17 protein-coding genes and 1 pseudogene are annotated in these 21,005 nt (G+C 73.7%); 13 read left to right on the top strand and 5 right to left on the bottom strand.

The features are described 5' to 3' along the window. Positions 1-3 precede the first annotated feature (3 nt). From ACFP1Z_RS06525 to ACFP1Z_RS06505, 5 genes are all read left to right on the top strand, one after another. Complete coding sequence (locus ACFP1Z_RS06525) at positions 4-1,923, top strand: copper resistance protein CopC (protein WP_390314927.1); 1,920 nt, start codon at positions 4-6, stop codon at positions 1,921-1,923. Continuing rightward, positions 1,923-3,323 carry an iron uptake transporter deferrochelatase/peroxidase subunit gene (gene efeB, locus ACFP1Z_RS06520; protein WP_390314925.1) on the top strand — a complete coding sequence of 467 codons (1,401 nt, stop codon included), beginning with the start codon at positions 1,923-1,925 and terminating at the stop codon, positions 3,321-3,323. Before ACFP1Z_RS06525 ends, efeB begins: the two co-directional genes overlap by 1 nt. A gap of 94 nt (positions 3,324-3,417) precedes the next feature. Continuing rightward, the gene (pheA, locus tag ACFP1Z_RS06515; RefSeq protein WP_390314924.1) at positions 3,418-4,356 is read left to right on the top strand and encodes a prephenate dehydratase; all 939 of its coding nucleotides are present in this window, start codon (positions 3,418-3,420) and stop codon (positions 4,354-4,356) included. 670 nt (positions 4,357-5,026) lie between these two features. After that, on the top strand, positions 5,027-6,304 hold the full coding sequence (gene serS / locus ACFP1Z_RS06510) for a serine--tRNA ligase (RefSeq protein WP_390314923.1): 1,278 nt from the start codon (positions 5,027-5,029) through the stop codon (positions 6,302-6,304). A gap of 123 nt (positions 6,305-6,427) precedes the next feature. Next, positions 6,428-7,231 (top strand): HAD family hydrolase, encoded by an 804-nt coding sequence (locus tag ACFP1Z_RS06505; protein ID WP_390314922.1) that lies wholly within the window; start codon positions 6,428-6,430, stop codon positions 7,229-7,231. On the opposite strand, the gene ACFP1Z_RS06500 is transcribed toward ACFP1Z_RS06505, so the two are convergent. Next, positions 7,173-7,871 carry a rhomboid-like protein gene (locus ACFP1Z_RS06500; protein ID WP_390315064.1) on the bottom strand — a complete coding sequence of 233 codons (699 nt, stop codon included), beginning with the start codon at positions 7,869-7,871 and terminating at the stop codon, positions 7,173-7,175. The two genes, ACFP1Z_RS06505 and ACFP1Z_RS06500, sit on opposite strands and share 59 nt — an antisense overlap. A gap of 237 nt (positions 7,872-8,108) precedes the next feature. Between ACFP1Z_RS06500 and ACFP1Z_RS06495 the strand changes: the two genes are divergently transcribed. From ACFP1Z_RS06495 to ACFP1Z_RS06485, 3 genes are all read left to right on the top strand, one after another. Continuing rightward, the gene (locus tag ACFP1Z_RS06495; RefSeq protein WP_390314920.1) at positions 8,109-8,819 is read left to right on the top strand and encodes a FadR/GntR family transcriptional regulator; all 711 of its coding nucleotides are present in this window, start codon (positions 8,109-8,111) and stop codon (positions 8,817-8,819) included. A gap of 67 nt (positions 8,820-8,886) precedes the next feature. Further along, entirely contained in the window at positions 8,887-10,203 is a 1,317-nt protein-coding gene (locus tag ACFP1Z_RS06490) for a CynX/NimT family MFS transporter (RefSeq protein ID WP_390314919.1), read from the top strand. A gap of 44 nt (positions 10,204-10,247) precedes the next feature. Continuing rightward, the gene (locus ACFP1Z_RS06485) at positions 10,248-11,243 is read left to right on the top strand and encodes an aminoglycoside phosphotransferase family protein (protein WP_390314918.1); all 996 of its coding nucleotides are present in this window, start codon (positions 10,248-10,250) and stop codon (positions 11,241-11,243) included. On the opposite strand, the gene ACFP1Z_RS06480 is transcribed toward ACFP1Z_RS06485, so the two are convergent. The 4 genes from ACFP1Z_RS06480 to ACFP1Z_RS06465 are packed head-to-tail and all read right to left on the bottom strand — an operon-like array spanning position 11,221 to position 14,832. Continuing rightward, positions 11,221-11,940 (bottom strand): ABC transporter permease subunit, encoded by a 720-nt coding sequence (locus ACFP1Z_RS06480; protein ID WP_390315063.1) that lies wholly within the window; start codon positions 11,938-11,940, stop codon positions 11,221-11,223. The two genes, ACFP1Z_RS06485 and ACFP1Z_RS06480, sit on opposite strands and share 23 nt — an antisense overlap. 30 nt (positions 11,941-11,970) lie before the next feature. Then, the gene (locus ACFP1Z_RS06475; RefSeq protein ID WP_390314917.1) at positions 11,971-12,882 is read right to left on the bottom strand and encodes an ABC transporter ATP-binding protein; all 912 of its coding nucleotides are present in this window, start codon (positions 12,880-12,882) and stop codon (positions 11,971-11,973) included. Further along, on the bottom strand, positions 12,879-13,787 hold the full coding sequence (locus ACFP1Z_RS06470) for an ABC transporter permease (RefSeq protein ID WP_390314916.1): 909 nt from the start codon (positions 13,785-13,787) through the stop codon (positions 12,879-12,881). The genes ACFP1Z_RS06475 and ACFP1Z_RS06470 overlap by 4 nt, the downstream gene beginning before the upstream one ends. Next, positions 13,777-14,832 carry an ABC transporter ATP-binding protein gene (locus tag ACFP1Z_RS06465; RefSeq protein ID WP_390314915.1) on the bottom strand — a complete coding sequence of 352 codons (1,056 nt, stop codon included), beginning with the start codon at positions 14,830-14,832 and terminating at the stop codon, positions 13,777-13,779. The genes ACFP1Z_RS06470 and ACFP1Z_RS06465 overlap by 11 nt, the downstream gene beginning before the upstream one ends. A 305-nt stretch (positions 14,833-15,137) precedes the next feature. On the opposite strand from ACFP1Z_RS06465, the gene ACFP1Z_RS06460 reads away from it, so the two are divergent. From ACFP1Z_RS06460 to ACFP1Z_RS06440, 5 genes and pseudogenes are all read left to right on the top strand, one after another. Further along, positions 15,138-16,031, top strand: coding sequence for a M24 family metallopeptidase (locus tag ACFP1Z_RS06460; protein WP_390314914.1), 894 nt, complete (start codon positions 15,138-15,140; stop codon positions 16,029-16,031). Beyond that, complete coding sequence (locus ACFP1Z_RS06455; protein WP_390314913.1) at positions 16,028-17,857, top strand: SDR family oxidoreductase; 1,830 nt, start codon at positions 16,028-16,030, stop codon at positions 17,855-17,857. Before ACFP1Z_RS06460 ends, ACFP1Z_RS06455 begins: the two co-directional genes overlap by 4 nt. Before the next feature lie 11 nt (positions 17,858-17,868). Next, complete coding sequence (locus ACFP1Z_RS06450) at positions 17,869-18,795, top strand: metal-dependent hydrolase (RefSeq protein WP_390314912.1); 927 nt, start codon at positions 17,869-17,871, stop codon at positions 18,793-18,795. A 153-nt stretch (positions 18,796-18,948) separates the two neighbouring features. Beyond that, positions 18,949-19,684, top strand: a pseudogene (locus ACFP1Z_RS06445) (MerR family transcriptional regulator); the annotation flags it as partial. A gap of 674 nt (positions 19,685-20,358) precedes the next feature. After that, positions 20,359-20,934 (top strand): PadR family transcriptional regulator, encoded by a 576-nt coding sequence (locus ACFP1Z_RS06440; protein ID WP_390314911.1) that lies wholly within the window; start codon positions 20,359-20,361, stop codon positions 20,932-20,934. Positions 20,935-21,005: the final 71 nt, after the last annotated feature.

Here is a 21,005-nt window from a genome sequence, read left to right as displayed (position 1 = left end):
GCGATGAGGACCCCGGCCACCCCCCGGCCGCCCGCCGTCCGGCGCGCGCTGCCGCTGCTGGGCACCCTGCTCGCGGCACTGCTGTGCGCGCTCGGGCCCGGCGCGGCGCCCGCCTCGGCGCACGCCGCGCTGACCTCGACCGACCCCGCCGAGGGGTCGGTGGTGCCCACCGCGCCCGCGCGGGTCACGCTCGGCTTCTCCGAGGGGGTGCTGCTCGGCGCCGACTCGGTGCGGGTCCTCGACCCGCGGGGCGCGCGCGTCGACGCGAGCAGGCCGGCGCACGTCGACGGCAAGGCCGCCACGGCCGCCGTGGACCTGCGTCCTGCGCTCGCCGACGGCACGTACACGGTGGCGTGGCAGGCGGTGTCGGCGGACAGCCACCCGGTGGCCGGGGCCTTCACCTTCTCCGTCGGAGCGCCGTCGCGCACGACGGTGACGGCCGCGGCCCACACGGTGGACCCGGTCGTCGACGTGCTCTACGGGGCCGGGCGGTACGGGGCGTACGCCGGATTCGTCCTGCTGGTCGGCGGCTGTGTCTTCGCGGGGCTGTGCCGCTCGGGGCGGCCCGTGCAGCGGGTCGCGGTCACCGGCTGGGTCGCGCTGTTCGTCTCGACGGCGGCGCTGACGCTGCTGCGGGGCGCGTACGCGAGCGGCAGGGGGCCGGGATCCGTCCTCGACCTGTCGCTGCTCGGCGACGCCCTGTCGACGAAACCGGGGGCCGCGCTGCTGTCCCGGCTGCTGCTGCTCAGCGCGGCGGCGGTCTTCCTGGCGGTGCTCTTCGGCACGTACGCCGGGGAGGGCCGTACGGACGGGCGCGCGTTCGGCGGGCGCCGTGAGACGGCCTACGGGCTCGCGGCCGGCGGCGCCTTCGTGGCGGTCGGGCTGGCGGCGACGTGGGCGCTGGCCGAGCACGCCTCGGCCGGGGTGCAGCCGTGGCTCGCGATGCCGGTCGACATCCTGCATCTGCTGGGCGTCGCGGTGTGGCTGGGCGGACTGGCCGCGCTGCTGGCCGTGTTGCGCGGCAGCGAGCCGGTCCGCGGTGCGGCAGTGCGGCGTTTCTCGCGGCTGGCGTTCGGTTCGGTGTGCGTCCTGGTGACGAGCGGGCTCTACCAGTCCTGGCGGCAGGTCGGCTCGTGGGACGCGCTGACCGGCACGGACTACGGGCGTCTGCTGCTCGTCAAGGCGGGTCTGGTGGGCGTGCTGGTCGCGGTCGCCGCCGTGTCCCGGCGCTGGACGGGACGGCTCACGGACGGCCCGGAGCCGCGTGGTGCCAGACCGAGGGCCACGGCCGGGAAGAACTCCCGTGCCGCATCGGGCGGTTCCGCGCCGGCGCGTGCCGAGGACCCGGAGCGGGCCGCGCAACTGGCCCGGCAGCAGGCCGCGTTCGCCAAGGCGAAGGCCAGGCGGCAACGGGAGGCGGATCCGGAGCGCGCCGGTCTGCGGCGCTCGGTGCTCGCCGAGACCGCCGTCGCCGTCGTCCTGCTCGCCGTCACCACCGTGCTCACCGGCACCCAGCCGGGGCGCGCCGTGACCGAGCAGGCGGCGGCCGCCGGCAGCCGTGCCCCGGCACCCGCCGCGACGGGCCCGGCCGAGGCGCGCGTCCCCTACGACACCGGGGGCGCGAACGGGCGGGGCACCGCCCTCGTGCGCGTCGACCCGGCGCGTACGGGCGGCAACACCGTCGACGTCACCGTGACCGGCCCCGACGGGCAGCCCGTCGACGTCGCCCAGCTGGACGTGGCGTTCACACAGAAACAGAAGGGCGTCGGCCCGCTCCGCGCCCCCCTCGGCCGCCTGGGCACGGGCCACTGGCGGGCCGACGGCTTCCAGCTGCCCATGGCCGGCGACTGGCAGCTCACCCTGACCGTACGGACCTCCGACATCGACCAGATCACGGAGCTCGGGAACGTGAAGATCAACTGATGGCTGAACACAAGGAACTGGCCGACAAGAAGGAACTGGCCGACAAGACGGCGAAGGCCGCCAAGGGCGCCGCCGGGCCCGCGCGGGGCGCCAAGGCCCGCAAGCCCGTCGACGACAGCCGGCCCGGCAGGGCCGCGAAGAACGCCAAACCGGAGAACAGCACCGCTCCGGCGCCCGGGGTCACCCGCCGCCGGCTGCTCGGCACCGCAGGGGCCGCGGGCGCGGCCGGGCTGGTCGTGGGCGCCGCGGGAGGCGCGTTCGCGGCCGACGCCGTGGGCGAGCGGCCGGCGCCGCTGTCCGGGGTCGGGGCCGCCTCCGTCCCCTTCCACGGCAGACACCAGGCCGGGATCGCCGAACCCGCGCAGGCCCACGGCCACCTGCTCGCCTTCGACCTCGCCCCGGGCGCGGACCGCAAGGCCGCGGCGGCGCTGATGCGGCGCTGGTCGCGGACGGCGGCGGACCTCATGGCGGGCCGGGTGCCGCAGGGTGACGACACGGGCATCGCCCTGGACGCGGGGCCGTGCGCGCTGACCGTCACCTTCGGCTTCGGCCGCACCTTCTTCGACCGGACCGGGCTCGCCGACCGGCGGCCCGCCGCGCTGGAGCCCCTGCCGGCCTTCACCGGTGACGCGCTCGACGCCCGGCGCGGCGAGGGTGACGTGTGGGTGCAGATCGGCGCGGACGACGCGCTCGTCGCCTTCCACGCGCTGCGGCTGCTGCAGAAGCAGGCCTCGGACACGGCACGGCTGCGCTGGCAGATGAACGGCTTCAACCGGACGCCGGGCGCCACCGACCGGCCGCGCACCGCCCGCAATCTGATGGGCCAGATCGACGGCACGAACAACCCCAAGCCGACGGACAGCACCTTCGCCGAGCGGATCTGGGTGCCCGACGCCCGCGAGGGCGCGGACTCCTGGATGGCGGGCGGCTCCTACGCGGTCGTCCGGCGCATCCGGATGCTGCTCGACAGCTGGGACAACCTGTCCCTGGAGCGCCAGGAACGCGTGATCGGCCGCCGCAAGTCGGACGGGGCGCCGCTGTCGGGCGGTACGGAGACGACGCCGGTGGACCTGAACAAGTTCGCTGCGGACGGTTCGATCGCGATCCCGGGTGACGCGCACATCCGGGTGGCGGCGCCGGAGTCCAACCGGGGCGCGGCGATGCTGCGGCGGGCCTTCTCGTACCACGACGGCTTCCTGGACGACGGGGCGCCGGACGCGGGGCTGCTGTTCGTCGCGTGGCAGGCGGACCCGGCCAAGGGCTTCGTCCCGGTGCAGCGCAAGCTGGACCGTGGCGACGGCCTCTCGCGTTTCCTGCGGCACGAGTCGAGCGGCCTGTACGCGGTCCCGGGCGGCTGCGCGCCCGGCGAGTACGTGGGCCAGCGGCTGCTGGAGGGCTGACCGGGGGCGCGTCCCGGCGGGCCGGGGGCGCGCCGGGACGCTGTCGGGACTGGGTATCGTGACGAGCCCCAAGCGATCGCGAGGAGCCCACGTGATGTCCGCCAGCAGCTATACGTACCTGGGTCCCGAGGGCACCTTCACCGAGGCCGCGCTGCGGACGCTGCCGGAGGCGGCGACGCGTGAACTGGTGCCCATGGTGTCGGTACAGGCCGCGCTGGACGCGGTACGGGCCGGCAAGGCCGCGGCGGCGCTCGTGCCCATCGAGAACTCCGTGGAGGGCGGCGTCACCGCGACCCTCGACGAACTCGCCACCGGGGAACCGCTGATGGTCTACCGCGAGGTGGTGCTGCGCATCGCCTTCGCGCTGCTGGTGCGCCCCGGTACGAAGCTGTCGGACGTCAAGACGGTCACCGGGCACCCCGTCGCGCAGCCGCAGGTCCGCAAGTGGCTCGCGGCCCACCTCCCGGAGGCGCAGTGGGAGTCGGCGGCGTCGAACGCGGACGGGGCGCGCCTGGTGCAGGAGGGGCGCTACGACGCCGCGTTCGCCGGGGAGTTCGCGGCGGCGACGTACGGGCTGGAGCCGCTGGTCACCGACATCCACGACGCGCGGAACGCGGAGACCCGCTTCGTGCTGGCCGGCCGCCCGGCGCGGCCGTCGGCGCGTACCGGCAACGACCGCACGTCCCTGGTGGTGTGGCTGCGCGACGACCATCCGGGCGCGCTGATGGAGCTGCTGCAGGAGTTCTCGGCGCGCGGGGTGAACCTGACGTGGATCGAGTCGCGGCCGACGGGTGAGGGCATGGGACGCTACTGCTTCTCCATCGACTGCGAGGGGCACATCACCGACCGCAGGGTGGGCGAGACGCTGATGGGGCTGAAGCGGATCTGCCCGAAGGTGCGGTTCCTCGGCTCGTACCCGCGCGCCGGTACGGAGGGCGGCCGGCAGGGTGCGCAGCCGAGGCCGGGCACCTCCGACAGCGACTACGCGGCGGCCGCGGACTGGCTGGCGCGCTGTCTGGACGGCCGGGCCTGAGCCGAGACCGTCTCGCGGGGCCTGCCCCGGCGCGGTCCGTCCCCGGTCTGTTCCCCGGCGGTCCGTCCCCGGTCCGTCCACGCGGTCCGTCCCCCACAGTCCGTCCACAGAGTTATCCACAGGATGTTCTCGATCTGGGGACAAGTCGACAGAGCGAGTCGACGGGCAGGGGCTCGCGAATCGGTCACGGGTCGACAAATCGCTGTAGCCATACGGCAGTCATCCACAGCGCCCGGGCGCGCAGGGGGGCGCCTCACCCGCCCCTACCTCGGAGTAATACCGCCGAACCACCGGCGGGACCACGGGAATATCACCCGAATGAGTGGCTGCGCGAGGTTTGGCCGCTGAAAACTCTCTCGAAGGACAAGCCGGGGCGGGGCGCCCGATTCCGGCGTCCACAGTTTTCGCGCACAGCCTGTGGACAAAAAGCGGAATGGTCGATTCCTGTGGACAACAACCGGACCCCCGGATTCAACTCCGGCCGCACACACGGAGGATCATCGCGACCCCACACCCCGGAGCCCTTTTCCGTCAAATGCGCGGGGATTCCGCCGAGTCTCCGGCCGCACGTCATTCGCCCGCCTTTTCCGCCGCCTCTAAAAACGGGCAAATCACCGGAAAATGGAATATCGCGTCGAGTGATCGCGTACCGCGAAGGTAGCCTGGAGGGGTGATTGACCTTCGCCTGCTCCGTGAGGACCCCGACCGTGTCCGCGCGTCCCAGCGCGCCCGAGGAGAGGACGTCGGCCTCGTCGACGCGCTGCTCTCCGCCGACGAGCGGCGCAGGTCGTCCAGTCTGCGCTTCGACGAACTGCGTGCCGAGCAGAAGGCACTCGGCAAGCTCATCCCCAAGGCCGCCGGCGAGGAGAAGGCCGAGCTGCTGAGGAAGACCGGCGAACTGGCCGCCGCCGTCAAGGCCGCCGACGCCGAGCAGGACGAGGCCGCGGCCGAGACGCAGCGCCTGCTGCTGCGGATCGGCAATCTGGTCCACCCCGACGTCCCACGCGGCGGCGAGGACGACTTCGTCGTCCTGGAGACCGTCGGCACCCCCCGCGACTTCGCGGCCGAGGGCTTCACCCCCAAGGACCACCTGGAGCTCGGCCAGACGCTCGGCGCCATCGACGTCGAGCGCGCCGCCAAGGTCTCCGGCTCGCGCTTCTACTACCTGACGGGCGTCGGCGCGCTGCTGGAGCTCGCCCTCGTCAACGCCGCCATCGCGCAGGCCACCGCCGCCGGCTTCACGCCGATGCTCACCCCCGCGCTGGTCAAGCCGCGCGCCATGGAGGGCACGGGCTTCCTCGGCCAGGCCGCGCAGGACGTCTACCACCTGGAGAAGGACGACTTCTATCTGGTGGGCACCTCCGAAGTACCGCTCGGCGCCTACCACATGGACGAGATCCTCGAAGCCGACCGGCTGCCGCTGCGCTACGCGGGCTTCTCGCCGTGCTTCCGCCGCGAGGCGGGTTCCTACGGCAAGGACACCCGGGGCATCTTCCGGGTCCACCAGTTCGACAAGGTCGAGATGTTCTCCTTCACCACGCCGGAGGACGCCGAGGCCGAGCACGCGCGGCTGCTGGAGTGGGAGAAGCAGTGGCTGACCAGCCTGGAGCTGCCCTTCCAGGTGATCGACGTCGCCACCGGTGACCTCGGCTCCTCCGCCTCGCGGAAGTTCGACTGCGAGGCGTGGATCCCCACCCAGGGCAAGTACCGCGAGCTGACCTCCACCTCGAACTGCAACGAGTTCCAGGCGCGCCGGCTGTCCGTCCGCTGCCGCGACGGCAAGAACGTCCGCCCGCTGGCCACCCTCAACGGCACGCTGTGCGCGGTGCCGCGCACGATCGTGGCACTGCTGGAGAACCACCAGCAGGCCGACGGCTCCGTCCGCGTCCCCGAGGTGCTGCGTCCGTACCTGGGCGGCCGCGAGGTCCTGGAGCCCGTCGCCAAGTAGGCACCACCGCTCGTCCGAGGTGCCGCCGTGCCGTCACGGCGGCACCTCCGCGCCGCGCGGGGCGGAGTCGGGGCACGCACGCCCGGGCTGCTGGAAGCACTGGGGAGAACGAGAAGGAGCGTCGTGAGCACACTGCCGTACCGCCTGATCGCCACCGACCTCGACGGCACGCTGCTGCGCTCCGACGAAACCGTCTCGGAGCGCACCCGTGCCGCACTCCTGCGGGCCACGGAGGCGGGTGCCGCGCACATCGTCGTCACCGGCCGGGCCGTGCCCTGGACCCGCCACATCCTTCAGGCACTGAACTATCAAGGGCTTGCAGTGTGCGGGCAGGGCGCGCAGGTCTACCACGCGGGCGAGCACCGGCTGCTGACGTCGGTGACGCTGGACCGGCAGCTCGCCGCTGTCGCGCTCGCCAAGATCGAGGCGGAGGTCGGGCCGCTGTTCCTGGCCGCGAGCCGCGACGGCGTGGACGGCGAGGTGCTGGCCGAGCCGGGCTACGGGCTCCAGGAGGGCCCGCTGCCGGTCGTGCCGTTCACCGACCGGGCCGAGCTGTGGGCCGAGCCCCTGAACAAGCTCTATCTGCAGCACCCGGAGCTGGACGACGACAGCCTGGCGGAGGCGGCGCGGGCCGTCGTGGGCGATCTGGTGGGGGTGACGATGGCCGGTCCCGGCATCGTCGAACTGCTGCCGCTGGGGCTGAGCAAGGCGACCGGGCTCTCCCTGGCCGCGCGCCGGCTCGGGGCGACGGCGGCGGACACCATCGCCTTCGGCGACATGCCCAACGACGTCCCGATGTTCGCGTGGGCGGCGCACGGCGTGGCCATGGGCGACGCGCACGAGGAGCTGAAGGCGGTGGCCGACGAGATCACCGCGTCGAACGAGGAGGACGGGATCGCCCTCGTCCTGGAGCGACTCTTCGGCTGAGCCGCCGGACGGCGGCCGTCGCGCGCGAGACGTCCCACGGCGCCCTGCCCTGGGTCAGCGGCCAGCACAGCAGGCCGACGGTCACCGCGATCGCGTGCCCGACGTCGGTGAACGTGCCGCCCGTCAGCAGCGGGACCGCGAAGAAGAGCACCAGCCCCGTCAGATACCCCCACCGCCAGGGACGCGGCACCCGGTAGGCCAGCAGCCCGGCGGACGCCGCGAGCCCGTACGAGACGCCGATGTCGACGACGTGTTTCATCGAGCGCGGCAGTGAGTGGTCCTGGATCGACAGCAGCACGACCTCCTGGCTGACGAGGGTCGCCGCGACGTGCGCGACGCCCACGGTGAACAGCCAGCGCCACGTGCCGATCCAGCGCTCCACGTTGGCGTGGAACAGCTCGAAGAACAGCGCGTACAGCAGGAACGACGAGGGGTTCTCGATCCAGAAGCCGCTGATCAGCAGGGACTGCAGCGGGTGCTTGTTCAGCTCGTGGATATTGCTGCTGGTGCGGTGCAGCAGGAAGGTCTCCAGGCCGTGGCTGGCCGAGGCGATCACGAGGCTGGTGACCCCGATGATGAGCAGCCAGATGTGCGTGCCGGGAGCCGAGCGGATCCACGCGCCGGTGCGGGAGCAGGCCATCGCCCAGGAGCGCGCGGCGGCGGCCGGGAACCGGCCGGTTCCGCCGGGGCCCTCGTGCTTCATGCTCCGACCGTAGCGGGCGGCACAGGACCGTGCTCCGGGAAGCGTCCCGGGGAAGTTGTAGGATGACTGGGCAACCGGGTCAATCGCGTACTCCGCGACGGACGCGGGCGTCGGCGCGGGCCCGTACGACCGCGCCGGTACCGGACCACCGGAACGAGCCGAGGAGCACCGGAGATGGCACTGCGGGCAGCGGGACGGCAGTCCCTCGTGGACACCGTCGTGGATCAGTTGCGCGCGCAGGTCGCCGCCGGGGAGTGGCAGGTCGGCTCGCGCATCCCCACCGAGCACGCGCTGGCCGAGCAGCTCCAGGTCGGCCGCAACACGGTCCGTGAGGCCGTGCGCGTGCTCGTGCACGCCGGGATGCTGCGCTCGCGCCAGGGCGAGGGGACGTTCGTCGTCTCCACCGCCGACCCCGGCGAGATCATGCGGGGCGTGCAGCGCGCCGGGGTGCGCGACGTCCTGGAGCTGCGGATCGCCCTGGAGGTCGAGGCGGCGCGCCTGGCGGCCGTACGGCACGAGCCGGCCGACGTGGAGCGGATGCGGGCGGCCCTGCGGGCGCAGACGGCCTTCGAGGACCCCGAGGGCCAGCCCGACTCCGGGAGCCTGGAGCTGTACGCCGACCACGACGTCGCCTTCCACCGGGCCGTCGTCGAGGCCGCGCACAACAGCGCGCTGACGGCGACGTACAGCTGGTTCTCCAGCTCCGTGCACGAGGCGCTGGTCACCGCGCTCGGCGACCGGGACATGCCGCGCATCGTGCACGGCGACCACCACGCGCTCATGGACGCCATCGCCTCCGGTGACCCCGAGGCCGCCGCGCGGGCCGCCCGCGCGCTGCTCGAACGCCCCAAAGCGGCCGTCGAGTCCCTGCTCTCCGAGGGCTGAGCCGCGGGCGCCCGCCCCGCGCACCCGTCCGTCCGCACACCCCCCACACCCCTTCCGAAAGGCACCCATGTCCGAATCGAGGCCCTCCGCAGCCGACATATCCGACAACGCCCTGCCCGACAGCGCTCTGAAGGCCGCGCGCCTCATCGACGCGGAAGAGGATCTGACCCCGGCACCGGCCGTCGCCGCCGCGCGCCGCCGGCTGCGGGCGCATCCCGCGCTGCTGATCCTCGGCATCGTCCTGGCCTCGCTCAACATGCGCGCGGCCCTCTCCGGCGTCTCCCCGCTGATCGGCGAGATCAGCGACCACTTCCACCTGGCGCCGGCCGTGAGCAGCCTGGTGACCACCATCCCGCTCGCGTTCATGGGCCTGGGCTCGCTGCTCGCGCCCCGGCTCGCCCGGCGCTGGGGCACCGAGGCCGCGCTGTGCGCCGCGCTCGTCCTGCTCGGCGGCGGCATCCTGCTGCGCGTCGCGCCACCCCTCGCCGCGCTGTTCGTCGGCTGCGCGCTCGTCGGCACCGGCATAGCCCTGCTCAACGTGCTGATGCCGGGCCTGGTCAAGCGGGACTTCCCGGACCGGGCCGCGAGCATGACCGCGCTGTACTCGACCACCCTCATCCTCGGCGCCACGCTCTCCGCGGCCGCCTCGGTGCCGCTGGAGGAGTCCCTCGGCGGCTGGCGGGGCTCCCTCGCCTCCTGGGCGGTCCTGGCGGCCGTGGCGGCGGCCGTGTGGGTCCCGCAGGCGGTGCTCGCCCGGCGCGGCACGGCGCACGGCCAGGCGGCAGGTACGCCCAGGCACGCGGCCGGGGACGGGCCGAGCCTGCTGCGTTCGCCGCTGGCCTGGCAGGTGACGCTCCTGATGGGCACCCAGTCGCTGATCGCCTATGTGTGCATCGCGTGGATGCCCACGGTCTTCACCGACAACGGCATGAGCAAGAGCGAGGCGGGCCTCGTCTACGCCTTCTACACGCTGATCCAGATGGTGGGTTCGTTCGTCGTGCCGATGCTCGCCGGGCGGATGCGCGACCAGCGCACCCTGGCCGTCGCGGTGGTCGCCCTCATGGCGGGCGGCGTGACCGGGCTCCTCGCCGCGCCCGTCGCGGGCGCCTGGGTCTGGGCCACGATGACGGGCGTCGCGCAGGGCGGCCTGCTCGGGCTCGCCCTGACGCTGATGGTGCTGCGCTCGCGCGACGCCCACACCGCCGCCCGGCTCTCGGGCATGGCGCAGACCTGGGGCTATCTGCTCGCCTCGGTCGGTCCGTTCGCGATCGGCGCGGTGCACCAGGCGACCGGCGGCTGGACACTGCCGGTGGCACTGCTGCTCGTCGCGTGCGCGGCCCTGGTCGTTCTCGGGCTGGGAGCCGGGCGCGATCGGCGGATCTGAGACGTTGGGGTGACGAGGGTGCCCCACGGGGCACCGCACCCCTGATGAGGAGACCAGCCGCCGTGCACTTCCCCTCCCGCATCACCGTCCCCGCCGAACTGGCCCGCTTCCACGACACGTTCGACGGGGAGGCGGGCCGGGCGTGGATCGCGGCCCTGCCGGACCTGGCCCACGCCTTCCTCGACCGCTGGGGGCTGCGGCAGGACGGTCCGCCCGCGCACGGGATGGTCGCGCTCGTCCTGCCCGTACGGCGCGTCGACGGCAGCCCGGCGGCGCTGAAGCTGCAGCCGGTGACCGACGAGAGCGTCGGCGAGCCGGCCGCGCTGCGCGCCTGGGACGGCGACGGAGCGGTCGTCCTGCTCGACCACGACACCGCGACCGGCACGATGCTGCTGGAGCGGCTGGACCCCCGCCGCTCGCTGCTGTCCGTGCCGGACGACATCACGGCCGTGCGGACGCTCGCGGAGCTGCTGGCGCGGCTCGTACGGGCGCCCGCGCCGGACGGGCTGCGCCCGCTGGGCGACGTCGCCGCCGCGATGCTGGACGAGGCGCCGGGGGCACTGCCGGCTCTGGCCGACGCGGACGAGCGCGCGCTGGGGCGCTCGTGCGCCGCGGCCGTACGGGAGGTGGCGGGCGAGCCGGGGAAGCAGCTGCTGCACTGGGACCTGCACTACGAGAACGTGCTGGCCCCGCTGCCCGGTTCGGGCCGCGAGCCGTGGCTGGCCATCGACCCCAAGCCGCTCGTGGGCGACCCCGGTTTCGAGCTGCTGCCCGCGCTGCACGACCGCTGGGAGGACGTGACGGCGACCGGCGACGTGACAGGGGCCGTGCTGCGCCGCTTCGACGTGATGACCGAGGTCCTCGCCCTGGACCGGGCGCGGGCGGCCCGCTGGACGCTCGGCAGGGTGCTGCAGAACGCCCTGTGGGACATAGAGGACGCCCCACAGGGCGAGGGAGTCACGCTGGCGCCCGAGCAGGTGGCCATCGCCCGGGCGCTGTCGGCGCACCGGCTGGAGGTCACTCCTCGCCGGCGAGCGTGAGCGCGCGCAGCCTGCGGCCCGCGTACCAGGTCGCGGCGGCCGTGACGGCGACGAGCAGGACGAGCGCCAGCGGCAGGCCGACCTCCGCGCTGACGACGCCCTCGGCGCCGATCCGCTCGGCGAGCGCGAGCGCCCACTGCTGGACGCTCAGGGTGCGCGCGCCGGGCACGAGGCTGCCGAAGAGCGACTCCCACACCAGCGCGTAGACCAGTCCGGCGATCACGGCGTGCCGGGTGACCGTGCCGAGCAGCAGGAAGATCGCGCTGTAGGCGACGGAGGCGACGGCCGCCGCGACCGCGTAGGCGACGGCGATGTTCTGGCTGTTGCCATTGAGGACGAAGCCGGCGATCAGGGTGGGCACGGCCGAGAAGGCGACGGTGACACCGATGGCGACGACGAGCTTGGTGACGATGATGGTGGGCCGTTTGACGGGCTTGGACAGCAGGTAGACCACCGAGCCGTCGTCGATCTCCGGGCCGATCGCGCCGGTCCCGGCGACGACCCCGATGATCGGGACCATGGTGGCGAGCGCGAACCCGCCCAGCAGATTGGCGGCGGTCTGGTCGTCGGCCCCGGCCAGCACGCGGACGACCGCCGAGATGACGATCAGCAGCACGGGCAGGGCGAACAGGACGAAGGCGCGGCGGCGGCCGAGGAGACCGCGGTAGGTCAGGCGCGCGACAGTGGGGTGGTACAGGGCTGCGGACATGGCGCTCCGTGGCTCCTTTCAGGCCGCGACGAGGTAGGAGAAGACCGATTCCAGCGACTCGTCGGACGGCGAGACCGCCAGCAGCCGGATGCCGTGCTCGCGGGCGACGCGCGGCAGCAGTTCGGTGAAGCGGAGGAAGTCGACGGCCTGGATGCGCAACGCGCCTTCCTGGACGTCCACTTCGATGCCGGAGGTGGACGGGTCGGCGATCAGGGCGGCGGCCAGGGCCCGGTCGTCGCTGGAGCGCACGACGTAGCGGTGCGGGCGGTCCGTCATCAGCCGGCGGATCTTGCGGAAGTCGCCGGAGGCGGCGTGCCGTCCGGCGACGACGACCTCGATGTGGGAGGCGAGCTGCTCGACCTCCTCCAGGATGTGGGAGGAGAACAGCACGGTGCGGCCCTCGGCGCCCATCCCGCGCAGCAGGTCCATCAGTTGCATGCGCTGGCGCGGGTCCATGCCGTTGAACGGCTCGTCGAGCAGCAGCACGGCGGGGTCGTGGACGAGCGCGGAGGCCATTTTCACGCGCTGCCGCATGCCCTTGCTGTACGTGCCGATGCGGCGGTCCTGCGCGTACTCCATCTCGACCGTGGCGAGCGCACGCGCGGCCTCCTTGGCGCCCAGGCCGTGCAGTTCGGCGTTCGCGCGGACGAACTCGCGGCCGGTGAGGAAGTCGTACATCGCCTCCCGCTCGGGGACCAGGCCGATGCGACGGTAGACGTTCTCGTTGCGCCAGATCGTCTCCCCGTCGAGGGTGACGGTGCCGGTGGAGGGGGCGAGGAAGCCGCCCATCATGTTGATGAGGGTGGACTTCCCGGCGCCGTTGGGGCCGAGCAGGCCGGTGATACCGGGGCCGACCTTCATGGAGACGTCGTTGACGGCGACCACGTTGCCGAACCAGCGGGAAACGTTGTCGATGTGAAGGGATGTCACAGGCCGGCCTTTCGGTAGCGGCGCATCAGCAGCCCGTACGAACCTGCGATCAGCGCGAGGACGACGAGAAGGTACAGCACGCCCGCGCCGGTGCCCGGGCCGTGGCCGCCGGGGAAGGCGGAGGTGGCGGACAGGAAGGCCGTCTGCACGCCGTCGATCAGGGTGATCGGCGAGAACAGGCCCAGCCACACCGACGCGTCGTCGCTGCCCTGGACACTGGCGATGCTCTGGACGGTGGAGACCGCGCCGTAGGAGATGGTCAGGACGGCGATGACGGCGGCGACGCCGAAGCCCCGGCGCGGGGTGAGGGCGGCGACGACCAGGCCGAGGCCGGCGAAGAGGATCGAGAGGAGTGCCACGGAGAGGAGTCCTTGTGCGAAGCCCGTCGTCTGGGCGGCGAAGTCCATCTTGGCGAGCAGGGCACCCGCGTAGAGGATCAGCAGGGGCACGGCGGTGAGGACGAACAGGGCCGAGGCCATGGCGGCGTACTTGGCCACCACGTAGTCGACGCGTTCCATGGGGCGCGAGAAGTACAGCGGGACCGTCTTGAAGCGCAGGTCGCGCGAGACGGACTGGGGGGCCTGCGCGGCCAGGAACAGGCCGGTGACGGCCTGCATGATGATGGCGTAGCGCGTGTACTCGACCGGCAGCCGGTTCATGTGCGTGGCGACGGAGACGGCCACCATGATGGCGGCGGGCAGGCACATGACCGCGAACAGGAGCATCGGCAGCACCTTGGACTTCGCGGACCGGCCCAGCCCGTAGGCGCCGCGCAGGCTCTGCGCGTACAGCGAGCGGCGGACGTAGCCGCGGCCCAGGCGGGCTCCGGTGTAGTTCCGGTAGCCGATGTTGTGGATGACATCCGGGGCGGTGGCCGCGGGGGCCGCGGTGGTCTCAGGCGGCATCGGGGGCGCCTCCGTTCTGGTCTCGCTGCTGCCGTTCGCTCCGGTCCGCTTCCCGGCCGGCGGGCCGCTGCTCCGGCCCGTCGTGGAAGACCTCGGCGATGCGGTGGCGGCGGGCCTCCATGCGCACCAGGCCGAGGCCGAGGCCGGCGACGGCGTCGCGGACGGTGTCGTACGTGCTCTCGTCGGCGACGTCGACGAGCAGGACGCGCCCGGGGACGGGCGAGCCGTCGGCCGCGTGTCCGGCGGGCTGGACGGCCAGGCCCTCGCGGGTGAGGGCCGCGTGCAGGGCGGCGGTGCCGTCCGGGCACGCGTCGGTGTCGGTGACCTCCACCGCGAGGGAGCCCGTGGCCTGCGTGAACTCGTCCGTGGCGGAGAACCGCAGGAGCCTGCCGCCGTCGATGACGACGACCTGGTCGCAGGTGCGCTCCAGCTCACCGAGCAGGTGCGAGGTGACCAGGACCGAGATCCCGAAGTCGGTGTGGACGCGCCGGATCAGACCGAGCATCTCGTCGCGGCCCACGGGGTCCAGGCCGTTGGTGGGCTCGTCGAGCAGCACCAGCTTCGGGTCGTGGACGAGGGCCTGGGCCAGCTTGACGCGCTGCTTCATGCCGGTCGAGTAGCCGCCCATGGGGCGGTAGCGCTCCTCGTACAGGCCCACGTGGCGCAGGGTGTCGGCGGTGCGCTCGCGCGCGGCCGTCGGCGGCAGGCCGGACATGCGCGCCATGTGGACGACGAACTCGGTGGCCGAGACGTCGGGCGGCAGGCAGTCGTGCTCGGGCATGTAGCCGACGCGCTCGCGGATGGCGGGGCCCTCGGTCGCGACGTCGAGTCCGAGCACGCTGGCGCGGCCCTCGGTGGCCGGGGACAGCCCGAGCAGGATCTTGATCAGCGTGGACTTGCCCGCGCCGTTGGCGCCCACCAGGCCCGTCACGCCCGGTGGGACGTCGACGGACAGCCGGTCGAGCGCGGTCACCCGGGGGTACCGCTTGCTGAGGCTCTCGGTAGCGATCACAGTCACGCTCTCGACGGTAGTGGCGCCGGTCACGGAGAACGTCAGACCAGACGGCTGCTTCCGGGTCGTCCTCGGGTCTGACTCTCCCGTAGGGGGGACCGGCCGAAGGGAGGACGGGGCGCGTGGGGTGCCGGACCGTTTTTCCACAGGGCCGCTGCCGGGCCCCTTGACGCGGCCTGCGGCCACTGTCACATTCGTCGATGTCAACTTACCTGCGGCTTGCGGGACTTGGGACGCCTCGTGCGCCGCGCGGTTGCCTGCCGCGCGGCCGCGCCGCCGCGTCGTCGAGTGTCCGCGGTCCGACCGGCACAGGACGGGCGGGTGGCACGGTGCATGGCATGACGGGAGGCACGGCGGGGACCGTGGCGGACCGGGCGCGCGGCCGGCGGACGGGCGGGGCGGGGCCGGGCCCGGCGGAGCTCGACGGTTTCCGCGCGGCGCAGCGGCTGGCGTACGCGTGCGCGGAGGCGGTGGCGGCACAGCTGCGGCCGGGCGTGACCGAGCGGGAAGCGGCGCGGATGCAGCGGGAGTGGCTGCGCGAGCGCGGCGTGCGGGACTGGTTCCATCTGCCGTTCGCCTGGTTCGGGGACCGGACGGCGTTCGCCGGTTTCCGGGTGCCGCTGCAGTTCTTCCCCACGGAGCGGCGGCTGGCGCCGGGCATGCCGTTCGTGCTGGACATGGCGCCGGTCCACCGCGGCTTCGCGGCCGACATCGGCTACTCCGGCTGTCTGGGCCCCGATCCCCTGCACGACCGGATGATGGCGGATCTGCTCGCGCACCGGGAGCTGGTGCTGCGCGAGGTGCGCGAGCGGCGCCCGCTGCGGGAGATCTACGAGGACGTGGACCGGCTCATGGCCCGCCAGGGTTATACGAACCGGCACCGCGCCTATCCCTTCGGGGTGATCGCGCACACGGTGGGCCGCGTGGAGCGGCGCCGTTTCTCGCCGACGGTGTTCGGGTTCGGGACCCGGGCGCTCAGGGGGCTCGCGTCGGACGCGGTGCGCGGGCACCGGGAGGGCTGGTCGCCGCTGTGGAGCCCGTACCGGGTCTCGGACCATCCGCCGCACCCGGGGATATGGGCGGTGGAGCCGCACCTGGGCTTCAGGGGTACGGGCGCGAAGTTCGAGGAGATCCTGGTGGTCACCGACTCCCGGGATCCGCAGGAGAGCGCGTTCTGGCTGGACGACGATCTGCCGCATGTGCGGCGCGGGCAGGAGGGGAGTGCCGCGTGAACGCCGGCATCGAGGGTCTGGACGGGGCGCGGGAGCGCCGGGTGGTCTGCGGCGGGGTCGAGCTGTGCGTCGTGGAGCTCGGGGACGCCGCACGGCCCACGGTCGTGCTGCTGCACGGCTATCCGGACAGCAAGGAGGTCTGGGCCCGGGTCGCCGGACGGCTGCGGGACCGCTTCCACGTGGTGCTCTACGACGTGCGCGGCTGCGGGGCGTCCACGGCGCCGAAGCCGCTGCGCGGGGGTTTCACGCTGGAGAAGCTCACCGACGACTTCCTGGCGGTCGCGGACGCGGTGAGCCCCGGCGCGCCGGTGCACCTGGTCGGGCACGACTGGGGGTCGGTGCAGGGCTGGGAGTTCGCCACGGTGCGGCGCACGGAGGGGCGGATCGCCTCGTTCACCTCCATCTCCGGGCCGGCGCTGGACCACCTGGGGCACTGGATCGCCGAGCGCGTGGCGCGGCCCACTCCCCGGCGGTCGGCGCAGCTCCTCGGCCAGGGCGCCCGCTCCTGGTACGTGTACGCGATGCACACCCCGCGGCTGCCGGAGGCGCTGTGGCGCGGTCCGCTGGGCAGGCGCTGGCCGGGCATGCTGGAGCGCGTCGAGAAGCTGCCCGCCGGCGGCTATCCGACGGCCTCGCTGCCGAGGGACGCCGCGCACGGCCTGTGGCTGTACCGGGACAACGTCCGGGCGCGGGTGCGCCGGCCGCGTCCCGACGCGTACGCGCACGTGCCGGTCCAGCTGATCGTCCCGACCGGTGACCCGTATCTCTCACAGCGGCTCTACGACGGACTGGAGCGGTGGGCGCCGTCGCTGCGGCGGCGCACCGTGGCCGCCGGCCACTGGGTCCCGCGGACGCGTCCGGACCGACTGGCGGCCTGGATCGCCGAGTTCGTCACCGATCAGGAGACGGCACGCGAGGACGGGGCGGGCGCGGGCGGTGCGGCGCGGGCCGCGCGCGGGGGTGCGGCGCCCGCCGGCACGACGCCGGCCGGGCCGTACGCGCAGCGGTTCGGCGGGCAGTTGGTGCTGGTGACGGGTGCGGCGAGCGGTATCGGGCGGGCGACGGTGTTCGCCTTCGCGGAGGCGGGGGCGCGCGTCGTCGCGGTCGACCGGGACGCGGAGGGGGCGGCCCGTACGGCGGAGATGGCGCGGCTGACCGGCGCCCCGCAGGCGTGGGCCGAGTGCGTCGACGTCGCGGACGAGCAGGCCATGGAGAAGCTGGCCGAGCAGGTCGCCCAGGAGTACGGCGTGGTGGACGTGCTGGTCAACAACGCCGGTGTGGCGGTGGCCGGTTCGTTCCTGGACACCCCCGCCGAGGACTGGCGCAGGGTCCTCGACGTCAATCTGTGGGGCGTCATCCACGGCTGTCGCGTCTTCGGCCGGCAGATGGCCGGGCGCGGGCAGGGCGGCCACATCGTCAACACCGCGTCGGCGGCGGCCTTCGCGCCCTCCCGCGCGCTCCCGGCGTACAGCACGTCGAAGGCGGCGGTGCTGATGCTCAGCGAGTGCCTGCGGGCGGAGCTGGCGGGGCGGGGCATCGGCGTGACGGCGGTCTGCCCGGGCATCGTCGACACCGGCATCACCCGGTCCACGCGCTTCGTGGGCGTCCCCGAGGAGGAGCAGGAGCGCCACCGGGCGGGCGCGAGCCGGGCGTACGCGCGGCGCAACTACCCGCCGGAGAAGGTCGCGGACGCGATTCTGCGGGCCGTGCTGGAGAACCGGGCGGTCGTGCCGGTGACGCCCGAGGCGCACGTCCTGCGGGCCCTGTCGCGTTTCGCACCCCGGGTGCAGCGCGCGCTCGGACGGATCGAACCACGGCTGCAGTAGGGAGAGTTCACATGTCGGCACAGGTGGATCAGGCCCCCGACCACGGTCACCCGATAGCGCCTCGGCGGGTCGCCTTCGACTGGAGCGGCACGCCGCTGCACTGGATACCGGGCGAGCCGACGGCGACGCACGTCATCAATGTGCTGCACCTGCTGCTGCCCGCCGGGGAGCGGTGGTTCGTCAAGGTGTTCAAGGAGGCCCTGCCGTGGGTGCGGGACCCCGAGCTCCTCAAGGACGTCAAGGGCTTCATGGGGCAGGAGGCCACGCACAGCGTGCAGCACGCGTACGTGCTGGGCCACCTCGCCGAACAGGGCCTGGACACCGGCCCGTACACCCGGCACGTGGACTTCCTCTTCGACGTCCTGCTCGGCGAGCGGCCGCCGTTCGGCCTGCCCGTCCGGGAGGAGGAGTGGCTGCGCTTCCGGCTGTCGGTGATCGCCGCGACCGAGCAGTTCACGGCGGTGCTCGGTGACTGGGTGCTGCGGGCGGAGGAGCTGGAGCGGGCCGATTCCGACCCGGTGATGCTGGATCTGCTGCGCTGGCACGGCGCGGAGGAGGTCGAGCACCGCTCCGTGGCCTTCGACATGTACGAGCACTGCGGCGGCACGGGGCGGGGCCGCTACGCCCGCCGGGTGCTCGGCATGGCTGTCACCGCGCCCGTGCTGTTCCATCTGTGGGGCTGGGGCACGCGGTATCTCATCCGCAACGACCCCCGGCTCGTCGGACGGCTGCGCTACACGATCCCCCACCACAACAAGGCGGTGGCCAAGGGGCTGTTGCCGAGCTGGCGGGAGCTGGGAGCGGCCGTTCCGCGCTACCTGAGGCGCTCGTATCATCCTTCGCAGGAAGGGTCTTTGCGCAGGGCCGTCGACTATCTGGCGGCCTCGCCGGCGGCACGGGCCGCGGCGGGGGCCGTCTCCCGCCGCGCCGCCTCGTAGGTCCCCGCAGTTCGCAGGTCCCCGCAGGTCGCAAGTCCGTACGGTTCGCAGGTACTTGCAGTCCGCCGAAGGAGCCATCTCCCCTTGCCCGCACAGCCCGGTCCTCCCGAGCCCCGCCGCTCCGCCGCCAACGCCGCCACCGGGGTGCGCGGTGTGCGGCCCGTGGGCCCCGCCGGGGCGTACCGCATCGAGGACCTGGCCCAGCGCAGCGGCACCACGGTCCGCACGATCCGCGCCTACCAGGACCGCGGGCTGCTGCCCAAGCCGGAGCGGCGCGGCCGGGCGAACCTCTACGGGGAGGTCCATCTGGCGCGGCTGCGCCGGATCTCCGCCCTCCTCGACCGCGGCTACACCCTGGCCAGCATCAAGGAGTTGCTGGAGGCGTGGGACACGGGCCGGGGGCTCGACGGCATTCTCGGGCTCGTCGCCGAGGTCGACCGGCCGTGGAGCGACGAGCGTCCCGGCCGGCTGACCCGCGCCGAGCTCGACGGCCGCTTCGGCGGCCCCGACGACGCGGCCGTCGAGGACGCGGTGCGGCTCGGGGTCCTCCTCCGGCTGCCCGGCGCCCCCGAGACCTTCCTCGTCCCGAGCCCGCGCGAGCTGGCCGCGGCGGCCGAACTGCACGCCGCCGGGGTGCCGTTGCTCGCCATCTCCGGGCATCTGCGGGAGCTGCGCACCCATGTCGAGCAGATCGCCGCGAGTTTCCTGGAGTTCACCTCCGAGCACTTCTTCCACCGGTACTTCGACCATCCGCCGTCCGACGAGGAGGCGGCCGAGGCGGCCGCCCTGGTCCGCCGGCTGCGCCCCCTGGCCCAGCAGACCGTCGACGCCGAACTCGCCCGCGCGATGCGCGACCTCGCCACGAGCTATCTGCGCCATCACCTGGGCGAGTTCGCGGAATCCGGAGAGCTGGGGGAGCTCACCGCGCCGGGGGCCCTCCCGGAGCCGGAGGATCCCTGGGCACCCGCGGGGCCCGGAATTCCGGGCGAGCCGGCGAGCTTCCCGGACAGTTTCCGGGAACCGGACAGCTTCGGGGAGCCGGGCGGGACCGGAGGGCCCGGCACCGCTCCGTACGCGCCCACGGCCCCACCCCCGGCCCCGGAGGCCGAGGGCACCGGCTCCCCCACGCCGCCGGGCCCGGCTCCCGAACCCGAGCTCCTGGAGCTCCGGTTGCCCGCCCGCACCGTGCGGGCGGTCAGCGCGCTGGTCGGGGAGGAGCACGCCGCCGCCTTCGTGGCGGCCGCCGCCGAGCGAGAGGTGCAGGCCCGGTCCATGGACGCCCTGGCCACCGCCCACACCCTGGCCACCGCCCCCCGCGAGTGACCCGCCCCTCACCGCCCTTCGCCCCCACCCTCGCCCCGACGGTGCGCCGACCCCGCACCGCCGTCCGTCCCGGAGCCCGGACCCCCGTGCCGGACCCCGGGACGGACGCGCACCCCGCCCCTGACGCGACAGCCCCCACCCCCGCGCGGACCCGGCGCCGACCCCACCTTCCACCGTCGACACGTCAAAACTAGAAGGTCCTCCGTCGACGTGTCAAGAGTGGAAGGTAGAGTGGGTTCCATGAGCCTGCGACACGCGATGCTGGGACTGCTGGCCAACGGGCCCGCCAGCGGCTACGACCTCATGAAGGGCTTCGAGACCTCGCTGGCCAACGCCTGGCCGGCCACCCAGAGCCAGGTCTACGGCGAGCTGGGCAAGCTCACCGCGGCAGGTCTGCTGCGGGTCTCCGCCGAGGGCCCGCGCGGCCGCAAGGAGTACACGATCACCGACGAGGGCCGCGCCGAGCTGCGCCGCTGGCTCACCGGGAGCAGGCCCGAGCCGCCGCGCCGGTCCGACGCCCTGCTGCGGGTCTTCTTCCTCAACCACCTCACCCGGGCCGAGGCCGTCGCCTATCTCATGGGCGAGGCCGAGAGCGCCGCGGAGCAGCACAGGGCGTTCAAGGAGCTGGAGGAGACGATCGCCTGGGGGGACGACCCCCTGTCCGTCAACGGCCACATCGCCCTGGAGTACGGGCTGCGCATGACCGCCGCCCGCGAGGAATGGGCACGCTGGGCCGCTCAGGAAGCCGGCACGCGCAAGGCCGGCGGCAGCGACGGCAAGAGCGCCGACGGCAGCGGCGGCGAGAGCACGGACTGAGCGCGGCCCCGTCTCTCAGGCCCCGGCCCTCAGGCCCCGGCTCTCACAGCCCCGGCCCTCAGGCCCCAGCT

It is taken from the genome of Streptomyces gamaensis (assembly GCF_042656465.1).
GTDB lineage: Bacteria > Actinomycetota > Actinomycetes > Streptomycetales > Streptomycetaceae > Streptomyces > Streptomyces gamaensis.
This window is presented reverse-complemented; position numbering and strand designations above follow the sequence as displayed.